This window comes from Streptomyces sp. LS-MS-L19 (genome assembly GCF_058382285.1).
The window spans coordinates 9,761,861-9,776,067 of the sequence record NZ_JBYCLL010000001.1 but is presented as its reverse complement, the minus strand read 5'-3'; the positions used below and the strand labels follow the sequence as shown (position 1 = coordinate 9,776,067).

15 protein-coding genes are annotated in these 14,207 nt (G+C 70.1%); 5 read left to right on the top strand and 10 right to left on the bottom strand.

What is annotated here, in order from left to right; all coding sequences use genetic code 11:
• Positions 1-85: 85 nt before the first annotated feature.
• The 3 genes from AC2XR2_RS43670 to AC2XR2_RS43660 form a co-directional block, all read right to left on the bottom strand.
• The gene (locus AC2XR2_RS43670) at positions 86-496 is read right to left on the bottom strand and encodes a DUF7144 family membrane protein (protein WP_491518274.1); all 411 of its coding nucleotides are present in this window, start codon (positions 494-496) and stop codon (positions 86-88) included.
• Positions 497-611: 115 nt separating this feature from the next.
• A complete protein-coding gene (locus AC2XR2_RS43665; RefSeq protein WP_491518273.1) occupies positions 612-2,030 on the bottom strand; it encodes a DUF2252 domain-containing protein in 1,419 nt (472 codons plus the stop codon).
• Positions 2,031-2,351: 321 nt separating this feature from the next.
• Positions 2,352-3,737 (bottom strand): hypothetical protein, encoded by a 1,386-nt coding sequence (locus tag AC2XR2_RS43660; protein ID WP_491518272.1) that lies wholly within the window; start codon positions 3,735-3,737, stop codon positions 2,352-2,354.
• Between the two features lie 168 nt (positions 3,738-3,905).
• Here AC2XR2_RS43660 and AC2XR2_RS43655 point away from each other — a divergent pair, with 168 nt between their 5' ends.
• The 4 genes from AC2XR2_RS43655 to AC2XR2_RS43640 all read left to right on the top strand — a co-directional run bounded on the left by AC2XR2_RS43655 (position 3,906) and on the right by AC2XR2_RS43640 (position 6,161).
• Complete coding sequence (locus AC2XR2_RS43655; RefSeq protein ID WP_381301720.1) at positions 3,906-4,349, top strand: DUF6325 family protein; 444 nt, start codon at positions 3,906-3,908, stop codon at positions 4,347-4,349.
• A 73-nt stretch (positions 4,350-4,422) separates the two neighbouring features.
• The gene (locus AC2XR2_RS43650; RefSeq protein WP_381301718.1) at positions 4,423-4,695 is read left to right on the top strand and encodes an SHOCT domain-containing protein; all 273 of its coding nucleotides are present in this window, start codon (positions 4,423-4,425) and stop codon (positions 4,693-4,695) included.
• Positions 4,696-5,176: 481 nt separating this feature from the next.
• Positions 5,177-5,569 carry a hypothetical protein gene (locus AC2XR2_RS43645; protein WP_491518271.1) on the top strand — a complete coding sequence of 131 codons (393 nt, stop codon included), beginning with the start codon at positions 5,177-5,179 and terminating at the stop codon, positions 5,567-5,569.
• 133 nt (positions 5,570-5,702) lie between these two features.
• The gene (locus tag AC2XR2_RS43640) at positions 5,703-6,161 is read left to right on the top strand and encodes a hypothetical protein (RefSeq protein WP_491518270.1); all 459 of its coding nucleotides are present in this window, start codon (positions 5,703-5,705) and stop codon (positions 6,159-6,161) included.
• A gap of 244 nt (positions 6,162-6,405) precedes the next feature.
• On the opposite strand, the gene AC2XR2_RS43635 is transcribed toward AC2XR2_RS43640, so the two are convergent.
• From AC2XR2_RS43635 to AC2XR2_RS43625, 3 genes are all read right to left on the bottom strand, one after another.
• The gene (locus AC2XR2_RS43635; RefSeq protein WP_491518269.1) at positions 6,406-6,531 is read right to left on the bottom strand and encodes a hypothetical protein; all 126 of its coding nucleotides are present in this window, start codon (positions 6,529-6,531) and stop codon (positions 6,406-6,408) included.
• Between the two features lie 64 nt (positions 6,532-6,595).
• A complete protein-coding gene (locus AC2XR2_RS43630; protein WP_491518268.1) occupies positions 6,596-7,633 on the bottom strand; it encodes an acetate/propionate family kinase in 1,038 nt (345 codons plus the stop codon).
• A gap of 503 nt (positions 7,634-8,136) precedes the next feature.
• Positions 8,137-10,311 carry an FUSC family protein gene (locus AC2XR2_RS43625; RefSeq protein ID WP_491518267.1) on the bottom strand — a complete coding sequence of 725 codons (2,175 nt, stop codon included), beginning with the start codon at positions 10,309-10,311 and terminating at the stop codon, positions 8,137-8,139.
• A gap of 356 nt (positions 10,312-10,667) precedes the next feature.
• Here AC2XR2_RS43625 and AC2XR2_RS43620 point away from each other — a divergent pair, with 356 nt between their 5' ends.
• Complete coding sequence (locus AC2XR2_RS43620; RefSeq protein WP_491518266.1) at positions 10,668-11,117, top strand: DUF1931 family protein; 450 nt, start codon at positions 10,668-10,670, stop codon at positions 11,115-11,117.
• A gap of 30 nt (positions 11,118-11,147) precedes the next feature.
• On the opposite strand, the gene AC2XR2_RS43615 is transcribed toward AC2XR2_RS43620, so the two are convergent.
• The 4 genes from AC2XR2_RS43615 to AC2XR2_RS43600 all read right to left on the bottom strand — a co-directional run bounded on the left by AC2XR2_RS43615 (position 11,148) and on the right by AC2XR2_RS43600 (position 14,206).
• Positions 11,148-11,540, bottom strand: a complete 393-nt coding sequence (locus AC2XR2_RS43615) for a DUF2267 domain-containing protein (protein WP_491518265.1) — start codon at positions 11,538-11,540, stop codon at positions 11,148-11,150.
• A gap of 64 nt (positions 11,541-11,604) precedes the next feature.
• Positions 11,605-12,102: an Hsp20/alpha crystallin family protein gene (locus AC2XR2_RS43610; protein ID WP_491518264.1), complete on the bottom strand. Its 498-nt coding sequence runs from the start codon at positions 12,100-12,102 to the stop codon at positions 11,605-11,607.
• A gap of 41 nt (positions 12,103-12,143) precedes the next feature.
• Positions 12,144-13,943 (bottom strand): FAD-dependent oxidoreductase, encoded by a 1,800-nt coding sequence (locus AC2XR2_RS43605; RefSeq protein WP_491518263.1) that lies wholly within the window; start codon positions 13,941-13,943, stop codon positions 12,144-12,146.
• On the bottom strand, positions 13,943-14,206 hold the full coding sequence (locus AC2XR2_RS43600; protein ID WP_491518262.1) for a UBP-type zinc finger domain-containing protein: 264 nt from the start codon (positions 14,204-14,206) through the stop codon (positions 13,943-13,945). Before AC2XR2_RS43600 ends, AC2XR2_RS43605 begins: the two co-directional genes overlap by 1 nt.
• Position 14,207: the final 1 nt, after the last annotated feature.

Here is a 14,207-nt window from a genome sequence, read left to right as displayed (position 1 = left end):
CGGGTTCGGCGCCGCACGACGAGGTGCGGCGGTGTCACCACCATCGCGTGGCGACTCTTACGGGCAGTAGGAGCTCCTACGTCGCTCAGCGCTCCCGGCGCACGACGCACAGGCCCCAGATGACGAAGCCGTACATCGCGATCAGGGTGAGTGACCAGAAGGGGTAGTACGGGAGCGACAGGAAGTTGCCGATGATCGCCAGTCCCGCGATGCCGACTCCGGCGACCCGGGCCCAGGTGGCACGGGTGAACAGGCCGGCGCTCACGCACATGGCGATCACTCCGAGGACCAGTTGGATCCAGCCCCAGCTGGTCAGGTCGAACTTGAAGACGTAGTTGGGGGTGTTCACGTACACGTCGTCGTTGGCGATGGCCATGATGCCCCGGAAGAGGTCCAGGACACCGGCGATGAACAGCAGGACGGCGGCGAACACCGTCAGTCCGCCGGCGGTCGCCTCGGCGGTTTCCGAGCGGCGGTGCGTCGTGGTGGTGGCCATGGTCGATTCCTCACTTCCTTGGCGAGAGGTCGCACTCAGCGCCTCTTCCACAAGCGTGCGGAGGGATCCGGCACCGGTGATCACCCGTGACGGGTGAGCCGGGCCGGGCGTCTGCTCAGGCGGCCTCCGCGGGGAGTTTTCCGGTGCCGATGGCGTCGACGAGCGCCTGGTGGTCCCGTTCGTTCTGGTCGGCGTAGGCCTCGGCGAACGTCACCAGGGCCCGGTCGAAGGAGTCGCCGCCGCCCAGGTACGCGGCGATGGCGACGCGGTCGCCGGACCTGGCGTGGGCGCGGGCCAGCGTCACCCCGCACAGCGCGCCGAAGGTCCGCATGCCCCGCGGCACCATGTCCTCGGCCACGGCGACCCACTTCCAGTCACGCAGCTGCCGTACGTAGAAGTCCCGGCGCCGGCCGTCGAGTCCCTCGACCCGCTCCCAGCCCAGGAAGATGTCGCTGGTGGCCTGCATCAGCCGCTGCCCGGACACCACCCGCTCGCCCTGGGTCGGGTACGTGGTGGCTCCGACGTGCTGCCCCAGCACCGACTCGTCGGCCTCCTTCGCCTGGAGGAACAGCGGGTCCTCGTCGTCCCGCCCCAGCAGGAGCACGATCCAGCAGCGGGTGCCGACACTCCCGACCCCTACGACCTTGCGCGCCATGTCGGCCACCCGGTACTGCTCCAGCAGGTACCGCCGATCCGACGTCAGGGTCTTGCCGTAGCGCTCTATCAACCGCGTGATCTGCTGCTCGAGCGGGCCGCGCCGGTTGTCCGGCAGCAGGTCCTCGAGGCGGGTGATGAGCGGCGGGTCGGGGGCGATACGGCGCTTGCCGTCGACGACGACGGTGAGTTTGTCGAAGACCTGCAGGGTGTCGTGCGAACGCGCCTTGGCCAAGGCCTTCGTCCAGCGGTCGCGGCCCCTGTGGGAGACGTCGTCCCCGAACCGCTCCTCCACCCACTTCTCGTCGAACTGGGCGTACCAGACGGCCAGGTTGCCGAGGCCGGCGAAGGCACGCATGTTCTCGCGGTACGACCGCACGGTGGCCCGTACGATCGCGGCCCGCTCCTTGGTGCTGAAGCCGTTCGCCCGGCCGGCGATGACGAGACTGGCGGCCAGGCGTTTGACGTCCCACTCCCAGGGCCCCGGCAGGGTCTCGTCGAAGTCGTTGATGTCGAACATGAGGCGGCGCTCGGGTGAGGCCAGCAGCCGGAAGTTCAACATGTGGGCGTCGCCGCACAGTTGGGTACGAAAGCCCGTCCTCGGTGTCTCCGCGAGATCGGACGCCATGATGGCGGCGGCTCCCCGGTAGAAGCGGAACGGTGACTCGGACATCCGTCCGTAGCGGACCGGTACGAGCTCGGGCAGCCGTGTCGCCGACTGCTTCTCGATGATCTCCAGCGGGTCCGGTCGCTTCGGTCCCGGCGCAAACTCGGCGTGGCTGGAGCGCGGGACGGTGGCCCGTGCTGCCTTGCCGAGCGCGGCCCGTTCCTGCGGGGTGCGGTGCCGCAACTGGCGGCCGTCCAGGTGGTTCTCGGTCATGGCTGCGGCTCCCGGGGATGGTCGCCTCCGCGATGAGCCGGATCGCCACACGGGGACGGCGGGTCGTCAGTTGTGGGCTGTGCGCTGCGAGTTGGCCGCCGGGTGGTCGCCCACCGGCCGCCGGCCGTGGGCCGTGTTACGGCCGACGCCGCGTCCGGCGCGACCATGCCCGGGTCGGGCTCGGAGCGTGCTCCGTCCTCGCCGTGGTCGCGGACCTGCGACAGCGCGTCCGCGGTCCTGCGTCTGCGGTCCTGCGTCTGCGGGACGACGACGGGCTCCAGCTCTCAACGTAGTCCCTGGGAAGGCACCCTGCGAGCCGAGTCAGTGCGCGGCGGCCCCGGCGGCCTTGCCGGGTCCTGCGTCGGAGTCCGGCTTGAAGTCCTCGCCGCCCGCGCCGGGCGGTGGCGTGGAGCCGTCGTCGTCAAGGAACTCGCGGATCGCGAGAGCGACCAGGGTGATCACCGCCGTCCACACCACGACCGCGATGGTCGGATAGGTCCAGGTGAACAGGACGATCGCGGCGACCACCAGGATGGCCACCCCGATCCAGCGCTTGAAGCGATGGACGAACCGCCCGACCGCCCCGAGACGCAGGCCCGCCGAGGTCGTCACGTCGCGCAGCGCGCCGATGCTCCTGCGGCAGCCCGTGCGCGTCACGACGGCGATCCGCGACGGGCCGGCGAGGAAGGCGCCGATGGCGGTGAAGAGGGCGACCGCGGCGAGGGCGCGGATACCGGCACGCAGGAACTTGATCAGGGCGTCGTACACGGAGCCCGCGGCGGACTGGGAGACGCCGGCCGGCAGGTGGTTGAGGTAGACGTCGCGGAAGACGGTGAGCCCGATGCCGAGGACCAGCATGGCGGCGAACACCGCCAGGGCGGCCCCGATCAGCGCGTGCCGACGGTTGAACGCCACGTAGACACCCGCCGCCGCGACCAGCAGCGCGATGAGGGGCAGCCAGCCCCCGAGGAGTTGCAGCACGCGCACATAGGACCTGATCTTGCCGACGTCCTTCGACGCGAACACCACGAAGTTCGTGTGGACGTCCGGGATCTTGGCGGCAGCCGAGAAGCCCGCGGCGACCAGCTGGTCCTTGACCTGGGCGACGATCGGGCCCAGGTCGACGACGACCTGGTTGTTCTCCACCTTGACGGTGCCGTCCGCCTGGCCGGTCAGGGCCTTGTCCAGCGCCGCGTGCGCCCTGCGGTTGCCGTTGACCCAGACCGTCTCGAAGGCACTGCTGGTGACGACCCGCTCCACCGTGCCGCTGACCAGCTGCTTGAGGCCGCTCTCGATCGGACCGTCCAGGTTGTTGATCAGCTTCGTCGTCCTCGGTGGCACGCCCTTCGCCGAGGCGGCGTCCGTGAGCTGCTTGACCAGCGCCTCCACGTCGATCTGGGCCAGCACGGCGGCAGTGATCCGGTTGGTGGCCGCCTTCTGCACATCGGGGTCGCTCGCCAGCGGGCCGACGGTGTCGACGTAGCGGTCGGTGTCCTGCACGATGCTGTTCGCCCATACCGCGACCACGGACAGCATCGCCAGCAGCGCGGCCAGCAGGATCAGCACGACCGAGCCGAGTGTCCGCAGCGGGTGGTGCCGGGCGGCTCGGGGCGGCCCGGAGCTCTCCAGGGCATGGACCCGCTGCCGGAGCTCGGCCAGTTCACCGCGCTCCGTGGCCGAGAGCTGTTCGTCACCGCTAGCGCTCATGGTCAGCAGCACAACCGCCCGTCGTGGCGGGCGCGACCCGGGCGGAGCGGACGGGTGAACGCCACACCGAGGTGCGGGTGCCGGGCCGCGGTGATGCAATGGGGTCAGGGAGCTCCGGGGCGAGGGCCACGAGGGGCGACGACAGCCACGAGCACCAGAGGTGACGCCGTGAGCGACGAATTCGAAGACGTGGGTCCGATCGACTATCTGGTCGTCGAGTTCCCCGGCAACCGGATGACGGGCGAGGGCTTGCCCATCCTGGTCGACCTGGTGGACCGCGGACTCATCCGGATCCTGGACCTCGTGTTCATCAGGAAGGACGACGACGGTTCGGTGGCAGGCCTGGAGATCGGCGACTTCACCGGCGACGGCGAACTCGACCTCGCCGTCTTCGAGGGAGCCTCCTCCGGACTGCTCGGCCAGGACGACATCGGCGAGGCCGCCAAAGCGCTGGAGCCCGGCTGTTCCGCCGGCATCCTGCTCTACGAGAACCGGTGGGCCGCACCCTTCGCCGCCGCCCTGCGCCGGGGCGGGGCCAGGATGATCGCCTCCGGGCGGATCCCGGTGCCTTCGGTCGTCGCCGCCCTCGACGCGATCGAGACCGCCGGCTGAACGACGGCCGACGACACGTACGGGCTGCTGACGCACAGAGGACGGGCAGCTGACGGACTGAAGGGACACAGCCATGCCAGGTCTCCTCCGCGGGGTCGCGCGCACCGCCGTCGTCGCCGGAACGGCGACCGCCGTGTCGAACCGGGTGAGTCGCCGACAGCAGGGACGATGGGCGGCCCAGCAGGAACCCCAAGCGCCGTCCTACGCCGCACCGCCGGCGGCTCCGGCGGCCCCCGACATGACCAGCAAGATCGAACAGCTGAAGCAGCTGGGTGAGCTCAAGACCCAAGGTGTACTCACCGAGGCCGAGTTCGCGGAACAGAAGCGCCGGCTCCTGGAGGCGTGAGCGCTGTCGCTCACGGCGGAGCGGACTTCATGCAGGATGCCATGATGTGTGGTTGGTGGTGGGGAGTTCGGATCGGGTGGCCGCAGCGGAGGATCCCGCCCGTGACACGCATGCGGAGTGCCTGCCACCCGGTTCCGTGAGGTGTCACCGATCGATGGTGCCGATGCTCTCGCTCATTGGGCGTCGGTGAACTGCGCATGCTTACAGACGCGGGCCGGCCCGTACCTCTTGCGGGGTGCTACGCCGACACTGTGCGCCAGCGCCTCGGCGTGAGCGAGGAATTCCAGCTGCTATGGGGATCCCCACACGGCGACGATGCGGGGCGAACTGCACGGCCACGGCGTGGCTTCGAAGGACTCAAGGCTCCGGCCGCGAGCAGCCCCGCTTGTTGCCAGGACACGCCACCTCAGCGGTTCACGCGCGGTCCGCCTGCCGCTGTGCTGGTCGGAGAAGACGATGAGCCGCCGATGACGCTGTCAGCGTGACATCGCCCGCCAACCGCAACCGCAGACAGCCATGCGGGGCTCTCCCCCTGCACATCCACCCGACGCTGGAGGAGACCTACGTGAGCATCGCCCCCGACCACCACACGCCGCAGGCCTTCGTCGACCCCTACGCCGCCGACCCGGCACAGACCCCCTGGCCTCCGGTGGCCGGCCAGGACACGGACTGTCTGCTGCCACCGCCCAACCCCGCCGAGCGCCTCAGCATCCTCATCACCCCCCGCGACCAGCGCCGCCTGGCCCTGCACGCGGCGCTGACCGCCGCCGGCGTCCCGCCGCGGCCCGAAGACCGCGACGCCATCGACCAACTCAGCACCCTGCCCTCCAGCATCAACACCACCCTGCAGCGCTGGCTGGCCCACACGGCATGAAACGGACGCCGAACAGCCGCGGCCCCTGCGCAACGCGTACGCACTCAGCATCACGTGCAGCGGTTGCCAGCGCACGAGGCCTTGTCAAGGAATGCGGATGGGGTCTCATCCTGGCTGTCTGTAGCATCAGCGCGTGCCGGAGATATGGATCGGTCTCGATGTCGCCGCCCGGCGTAGGAACTGGTGGTGGACCGCGGTCTCGACGCTGCTTTTCGCGGGCATGGCGGTGGCGACGCAGGCGACAGCCACGACGGGCCGCTGGTGGTGGGCCGGCGTGGTCGGCGCCGTTTGGCTGGCTTCACTCTTCTACATGATCAACCGCGGATATGGCCGAACGCTCCTCGCGCCTGACCGGATGCAGTTCTCCACCTTCGTCAGTCGCAGATCCATAGCGTGGAGTGAGATCACCAAGATTGAGTCGAAGAGTCACCAGACGCGCGGCGGGACATGGTGGGAGGTGCGCGTGCATCGGGCAAGGGGACGATCGCTCGCGATCCCGGGGATCTTCACCAGCCGTCGTGGCGACGAGGTCTTCGAACACGACCTGGCGGTGGTCCGCGAGTATTGGGCCCGCGCGACAGCCTTGGGTTAAGACACGTCATATGCACGCTTGTTGCGGCCATTGAGGCCTTGTGCTTCGGGCCGTTCGACGAAGAGGTGGGGCGCGTTCACGGCCCACCAGCGGGCTTGGGCGGATTCGACGAGCTTGAAGACCATTTCGAGGGCGACCCCACCGGTCGACCATGGGTTTCAGCCAATGTGTAGTCGCAGGCCGAAGGACTGGTGTGACCGCTTCTCGGGGTGCTCACGCCGGTCGTGGGCGGGAGTCTGCGCCGTCAGTTCCTGAGACGGACGAAGCCGCGCTCGACCGGTGCCCGTCCGACGGCGAGGACGCGGTTGGCGTGCTTCTGGCCGGGTGTGAGCTTGTGGGTGCGGCTGGCGTGGAAGCCTGTGACGATCACGGGGATTGTCGGAGTAGTTCAAGGGGCCAGGCGAGTACCCATGTGCCGGCAGTACCTTGGCCAGTCACATGTCGAGCACCCCGCGGGTCTCGGCGGCGATCTGCTGTGTCTCGCCGGTTGCGACCACGAGGACCGGGACACCTCTCCCCGGCTGATCGATGCGTCGGATGCCTTCCCGCATCAGCTCATCCAGTTCGGGGACGAGCAGCCCGCCCCGAACACCGAGAACAGTCAGGGCCGAGCAGATCTCCTCGCGGACCTCGGGTTGGTCCTCGCCGATCTCACCGGTGAAGACCAGCGCGTCCAGCCGGTCCAGCGAGGCGGCCATCGAGGCGATGCCTCTGCGGCAGCTGAGTGTGAACGTCGCCAGCGCCAGCGCGGCCGAGGCATCACCCTCCGCGCGGGCGCGCACCAGGTCCCGGGTGTCTCCCGAGGTACCGGAGAGGCCGAGCAGACCGGACTGCCGGTGGAGAGCGTCATCCAATTCGTCCGTGCTCAGACCGTGCCGCCGCTGCAGCCACAGCAGCGCGCCGGGGTCGAGGCTGCCGCTGCGCCGGCTCATCACCAGGCCTTCCAGCGGAGTGAGGCCCATGGTCGTGTCCACGCTGCGTCCGTTGCGGACAGCGCAGGCCGAGCAGCCACCGCCCAGGTGGGCGAGTACGACCTGGAGGTCGTCGACGGGTCGGCCCAGGGCCTGCGCCGTCCTCTGCAGTGCCCAGGAGTAGGAAAGCCCGTGGAAGCCGTACCGGCGCAGCCCGTATTCGGCTCGCCATCGCTCCGGCACGGCGTAGGTGCGCGCCTGTACCGGAAGATCCTTGTGGAAGGCCGTGTCGAAGCAGGCGACATGAGGAACGTCAGGCAGGAGTTCCCGGGCGGCATCGACTACAGGCAGGGCAGGGGTCACGTGCAGCGGCGCGAGATCGGCGACGTCCGCCAGCAGAGCCCGTACGCGTGCGTCGATCAGCGTATGTCCAGTCAGATGCGGACCGCTGTGGACGATGCGGTGACCGACCGCCGCAGGAGCGGGCACCTCGCTGAGGAAGTTCCGCAGTTCCGCCGCCGCAGCAGGCCCCGGGGGCTGCGAAGCGTGTCGAGCGGCCACTCGTTCACCGTCCGCCGCGAACAGGGCGATGTGAAGGCTCGAAGAACCGGCATCGAGGACCAGTACGTGACCCTCACGGCTCTCGTGGGAGCGGTCAGCCTTCATCACACACCTCCAGTCCACGCGCGGCGTCCTCCGGCGCGGTGCGCCCGCCCGCACAGCAACGGGCCCCGTACAGGTTCCCCGCATCGCTTCGCGCCACTCCGGCGACGCGGAGTCTCCGCCATTGCGCGCCAGCGGTAAGAACTCGGCAGGTTGCGGACGCCCCGGGACTCAGCGCCGACGACCTGCCAGGTCCTGCCAGGTCCTGCCAGTGATGAGCCTGATGGCCGCGGCGGCCAAGACGTCCGCCGGAGCGCGGGACAGGCCCAGGCATCCGGATTTGAGACTCGGGCTGCTCGCGTGCGGGGTCCTGGGGGGAAGCAGTTCCTCGTCGACCCTCGGCACGGCCAGGAGACCGCTTCCCGCTCCAGCAGGCGGGGCGCTCCGTGTCGCCGGCGTTGTCATCCGCCCGGGTGCGCTGGTCCTGATCCGTCGCCTTCCGCAGCCACGGCCGCCCGCACTCGCTGCTCCTCGCGAGCGGAGCCCACGTCCCGTTCCAAGGGTGTGCGGCTGACGGCTGTAGCGAGATCCTCCAAGGCCCGCTTCTGCAGTTCAGCGCCGCGCCGTAGCACGGGGCTCGGGTCCCTGGCGGCGCCCTGCCAGGCGTGGAGCGCCTCCTCCACCCGCCCCCAGTCCGGATTCCTGTGCTCGCGCACGTCGACTGCCGCCTGTGCGGTGTCTGCCTCCAGGGCCTCGGCGAGCCGCTCCGCCTCGGGGGCGAAACGGCTGTCGCCCTGCGGGACGTGGCTCTCCAGGACCATCGCCGCCCGGTCGAACCCCTTGAGCGCCTCCTCCGCCTCCTCCGCCTCGCGCGACGTCAGACCTCTGGGGCGGACCGGTTCCTGCCGTGCCTGGTCGTAGGCCTCCCGCCAGGCGGCACGTGCCTCCCTGCTCGCCAGCAGCGCCCTGCGCATGGCGGCGCGATGCTCCCGGGTCGGTTCGGCGTAGCTGCGGAGCACTGCGGCCGCGTAGCGGCCGTTGGCGGCGAGCCAGTCCGCCAGTCGGGCCGGCAACCGGGGGGTCTCCCATGCGGGGAACACCACGTACGCCAGCATGGCCAGGACCCCGCCGATCAGGGTGAGCGCCACCCGCTCCGGGACTGTCTGCTCCCAAGCCTGGCCGCCCATGCCGAGCAGGAAGACGACGTAGGCGGCAGTGAAGGACTGGGAGTAGGCGTAGCCGGTACGGATCAGCGTGTACGACAGGGCCGCCGAGACCACCGCCAGCGCGCCGAACACCTGGGCGTCCGGTCCCAGGGCCCGCACCATCCCGGTGGCGAGCGCGACTCCCGCCAGGGTCCCGGCGAGACGGGCCACCGCACGCGCGTACGTCCGGTGGAAGTCCGGCCGCATCACCATCACCGAGGCGATGGGCGCCCAGTAGCCGTGGTTCAGGGGCAGCCGGGAAGCGATCAGGTAGCCGAGCGTGGCCACCGCCGCCAGGCGGACGGCGTGCCGGAAGACGGGCGAGTCCACGCGGAGCTCACGGCGGACCGCCCGGACGACGACCGGGAGGAGCCGGAACATGGTCGGGCGCACCAGGAAATGGGCACTCGCGGGTCCGTGCGGTGGAGGCGCCTCGTCGCGCTTCCCGCCGCTCCCGGCGATCTCCAACGCCTCGCCGAGCAGCTCCACGAGCCGCTCGGCGGCCTGCCGCGCGGGCCCCTCCAGCACCTCGTGGTCCTCGTCGATGTGCAGGACTTCCGCTGCCCCGGCCGGCACCTCGGCGGGAGTGCCGTGTCGGACCGTACGGGCGGCCGCGTCCAGGACGTCGGCGGCCGCGTCGAGCAATTCCCGTGCGCGGTCCCGTCCGGGCCCCTCTGCCGGGGCGCCGACGTCCGGGTCGGCGAGCGCGGCGATCACCGGCAGAATGTGCTCGGCGAGGCCCCGGGGGCCGTGCAGGACGGGGGGACGCGTGCGAGCCTGTGACGGCGTCACGGCGGCCGCGTCCCGGGCCGTCATCAATGGCTCCGGTTCGAACGGCGCGGTGGGGTCGTGCCGCAGCCGACGGGCGTGGTCCGCCACGGCGGCCAGGGCGTCGGCGAGCGCGTCACGATGCGCCCCCCAACGGCGGATCGGGAACAGCAGGATCAGGATGGCCTGCACCACGCCCCCGAGTGCGATGACCCCGGCGTGCTCCAGGGCTCGCCCCACACTCGTGGGCAGGGTGATGGTCACCAGCATGCTGCCGACCGTCGTCGCGGCGACGATCCCGGCGGTCGATCCGAGGGCCCACGCCATCCCCGCGGCAAAGGCCCATACGGCCAGCAGCGGGAGGAACGTCACGAGTCGCCCCGCCGCCATGTAACCCACGAAGGTGCTGAGTGCCAGACCCGCGCCCGCACCGAGCGCGATCACCTTGCGCGGACGCCAGGTGCGCTGGAAGGTGGCTCCACCCGCGGAGTAGGCACCGAGGGCGGCGGACGCGGCGTACGCGGGGGAGGCCAGCCACAGCGCCGACCCGACGACGATCGCCACCCCGGCGGCCGTGCGCAGCGCGAGCAGGGGCTCCAGCCGCGTCTCCTCGATCGTGAGCCCTGATCGCACGACCTCCGCGAAGGTCCGCAGCCACCTCACGGGTGCGAGCCTAGCCGGAATGCCCGGCCGGGTCGCGTCGGCCGCGGCCGCCGTGCAATTCCCGGTACGTCGGCCAGCGGTGAGCGGTGATGCCGCAGGCGCGTCCGGGTGCCGTTCTCCACGGCCGGTCTACTACGAGTCGTCGCTCTCGCAGCCATACCTGTGGGCGTCCTCCACGCGAGGCCGCACCTCCGTCCGAACTCCCGGGCAGTCGGACGCCTGGGCCTGGCAGGGCAATGCAGGGAGGCAAATTGGGCCCGGCATACGCATGCGTTCGCGCACCCCGTCGGCCAGGCTGACTGGAAAGCCCAGAGGGCCGGGGGCCACCCCGACGTCCGCAGCCGGAGGTTACTGTCATGACCGTGATGTCCATCGCCAGGTTCGAAAGGTTCTTCCGCGCGGCCGCGGGGCTGGACGTCGACAAGAACGATCTCAAGCGCTACAGCGACTTCGTCGATGCCAAGCTCTACGATCTCCTGACCGTCGCCCAGGCCACCGCCAAGGCCAATGGGCGCGACGTCATCCTGACCTGTGACCTGCCGATCACAAAAGGTCTGCAGGAGAGCATTCATCGCTTCCGGAAGATCGACCAGGAAGTGGAACTCAAGCCGATCCTGGAGCAGATCGCCACTCATCCCGCTCTGGACCGCACGCCCGACGAGGAGACCGAGGCGGCCTATCCGGACATCATCGGCGGGCTCAGCCTGGCCCTTGCCCAGAGCTTCAAGATCCTCCACCCCGACCTGAAGAACCCTCAGACCCAGCACTGGGACGAGGCCCGAGCCGTCTTCGACCTCCTGCTGTGACTCAGCCGCCGGACCGCTCGGTCGGACCGCTCAGTCCGCGAGGTCGGCCTTGCCGAACATCACCGCGTAACTGGAGGGGAGTTGGCTGATGATCTGGTTCAGTTCTCCACCGGTGACAGCGTCGGCGACGGTGGTCAGGACAGCACCGGCATCCCACTGCGCCGTGCGCGGCCGGGCACCGGTGCGCACGGCGACCCGGCGGTAGAACTCCTCGATTCCGAAGCTCTGCGCCTGTTGAGGCGTTGCCTCGTTCAGAACGTGTCCAAGCGGATCGGGCAGCTGGGACGCGAGGTCCTTGACCTCTCCCGGGCTGATGCGTTGGGCCAGGACCTGCAACACGGAGTTGGTGACATCCGCGGCTTCTTGCTGATCGTTGTATTCGCCTCGTTCGCGCACACGGGCGAGGAATCCGTCGTATTTCATCGCTGCCTCCCTCAGGCTCCGCCGTGGAGCCGGACGGTGTGTCCGGCTCCACGGCGTTCGCAACTCAGCCGCTGCTCTCGGTGCTTTCACTCGTCTCGCTGATCTCGATGTGCCGGGGCCTTGCGACCTCGGCCTTGGGGACGGTGACGGTGAGCATCCCGTCCGAGATCTGCGCATTGATCTTCTCGGTGTCGACCTCTCCGGGCAGCCGCAGCCGGTACTCGAAGGACCCGGTACGGCGGGTGCTCCGGCGCAGGACGCCTTTGCGTTCCTTCTTCTTGATGTCGCCGGTGACCACCAGCTCCTGGCCGTTCGCTTCGACGTTGATGTCCTTCTTCTTGACGCCGGGGAGTTCGATCTCGACGTGGAAGGCGTCGTCGGACTCCGTGACATCCGCCAGGGGTGTCCACGCGACTGCGGGCGCCGCGCCTCCCACCGTGGATTCCATCAACCCGCTCATCTCGCTGAGCAGTTGATCGAACTCCGTCAGTGGATTGCGTGCCCAGCCGACGGGCCTGTCCTGCATTGCGGCACCGTGGTGGCGCCGGACGGGCGTGGCCATGGCCATCGCCTCCTTCTCGTGATGTCGTCGCCCGCCGGGCGTCATGCGAGCCAGGCGGACTGCTTCGGACGGGTGTGCGGGGAGGTGTCGGTGTTGCCGGGCGCGGCGGTGTGGCCCAGGTAGCGGTGCACGAAGTGGATGCTCATCGCGCCTTCGCCGACCGCGGAGGCCACGCGCTTCACCGAGCCGCTGCGCAGATCGCCGGCGGCGAAGACGCCGGGCAGGCTGGTCTCCAGCGTCAGGCAGTCGCGGCCCTGGCTCTGCCACAGTTCGGGAACGGAGCAGGCCTGCGCCTCCGCGCCGGTGAGCACGAAGCCGCGCGCGTCGAGGGCGAGCACGTCCGACAGCCAGTCGGTGTGCGGGTCGGCGCCGGTGAAGACGAACAGGGCCCGCACGTCGAGGTGGCGGTGCTCGCCCGTACGGTGGTCGATCACGGTGACCCCCTCGAGCGTCTTGTCGCCCAGTGCCTCGGTCACCTCGGTGCGCAGCAGCACGCGCACTCGCGGGTGGCGCTCGATCTGGTCGATCAGATAGCGGGACATGTGTGCGTCGAGGCTCGGACCACGGACGAGCAGATACACCTGCGGTGTGTATCCGGCCAGGAACAGCACCGCCTGGCCCGCGGAGTTGCCGCCGCCGACCACCGCCACCGGGTCGGTACGGCACTGCTGGGCCTCGTAGAGGGTCGCCGAGTAGTGGACGCTCGTGCCCTCCAACGGCTCGATGCCGGGCACACGGAGGCGGCGGTAGTGGGCACCGGTGGCCAGGACGACGGTACGGGCGGTGACCTCGCTGCCGTCGGCGAAGGCGACGGCGTAGTGGTCGTCCCGCCGTTCGAGCCGGGCCGCCTCCGCCGGGACGCTGATCCGGGCGCCGAATTTCTCCGCCTGGAGCACGGCGCGCTCGGTGAGTTCGGCGCCGGAGATGCCCGAAGGGAAGCCGAGCAGATTCTCGATGCGGGACGACGTCCCGGCCTGGCCGCCGGTGGCCAGTGCCTCGACCACGGTGGTGCCGAGGCCTTCCGAGGCGGCGTTCACCGCGGCGGCCAGACCGGCTGGACCGGAGCCGACGATGAGGAGGTCGCCGCGGCCGTTGCCCGGTTCCAGGGCCGGCAGGCCGATGAACCGGGCCAGTTCGGCGTTGCTCGGATTGCGCAGCAGGGTCGTGTCCCGCCAGATCACCAGCGGTGTCTGCTCCGGACCGACGCCGAAGCGGCGCAGCAGTGCCTCGGCCTCCTTGTCCGTCTCGAGATCGATCCAGCGGTGCGGCAGTCGGTTGCGGGCGGCGAACTCGCGCAGCCGCCGGGTGTCGGGCGAGTAGCGCGAGCCGATGATGCGGAAACCGGCGCCCTGCCCGACGAGCAGAGCACGGCGGCCCAGGCAGGCGCGCAGCACCACGTCACCGAGGGTGGCGTCCCGGGTCACCAGGTCACGGAGCTGGTCCATGGACAGGGCGAGGATCTCGCCGGGGTCCCTGACCACAGCGGTGTAGAACGCCACCTGTCCGTTCAGGAGGCCGAGTTCGCCGATGAAGCGGCCGGGTCCGTGCACACGCAGCAGGTGTTCGTCGGGCGTGCCGTAGTTCTCGACGATGGCGACAGAGCCACTGAGGACGACGTAGAACGTCTCGCACCGCTCCCCCTCCCGGATCAGCTCGTCACCGGCGTCGACCGCACGCCGCCGGCCGTGCTGCGCAAGGCGGGCGATCTGGTCGTCTTTCAGGCGGGGATAGGCGCCGTAGATGTCGGGAGTCTCGAAGGGGACGCTTTCCTGCGCCTCGTCAGGCTCCTGCGCCTCGTCCGGCACCGGCGGCGCGCCGGGCCGCGTCTCGTCGCCGGGCATCACACGAACGCCTCGTGGACGTAGCACCACCGCCAGTCCTCGCCGGGCTGGAACGACTGCACGATCGGATGGGCGTCGGCCGCCGCGTGCTTACGCGCGTGCTTGTTCGGTGAGGAGTCGCAGCAGCCGACATGGCCGCAGGTCAGGCAGAGCCTGAGGTGGACCCAGGGGGAACCGAGCTGCAGGCACTCCTGACACCCTTCCGGGGTCAGCGGCTGAACCGGGCGGACCAGCGCGAGGTGGGGATCTGCGTGCAGGGTCATG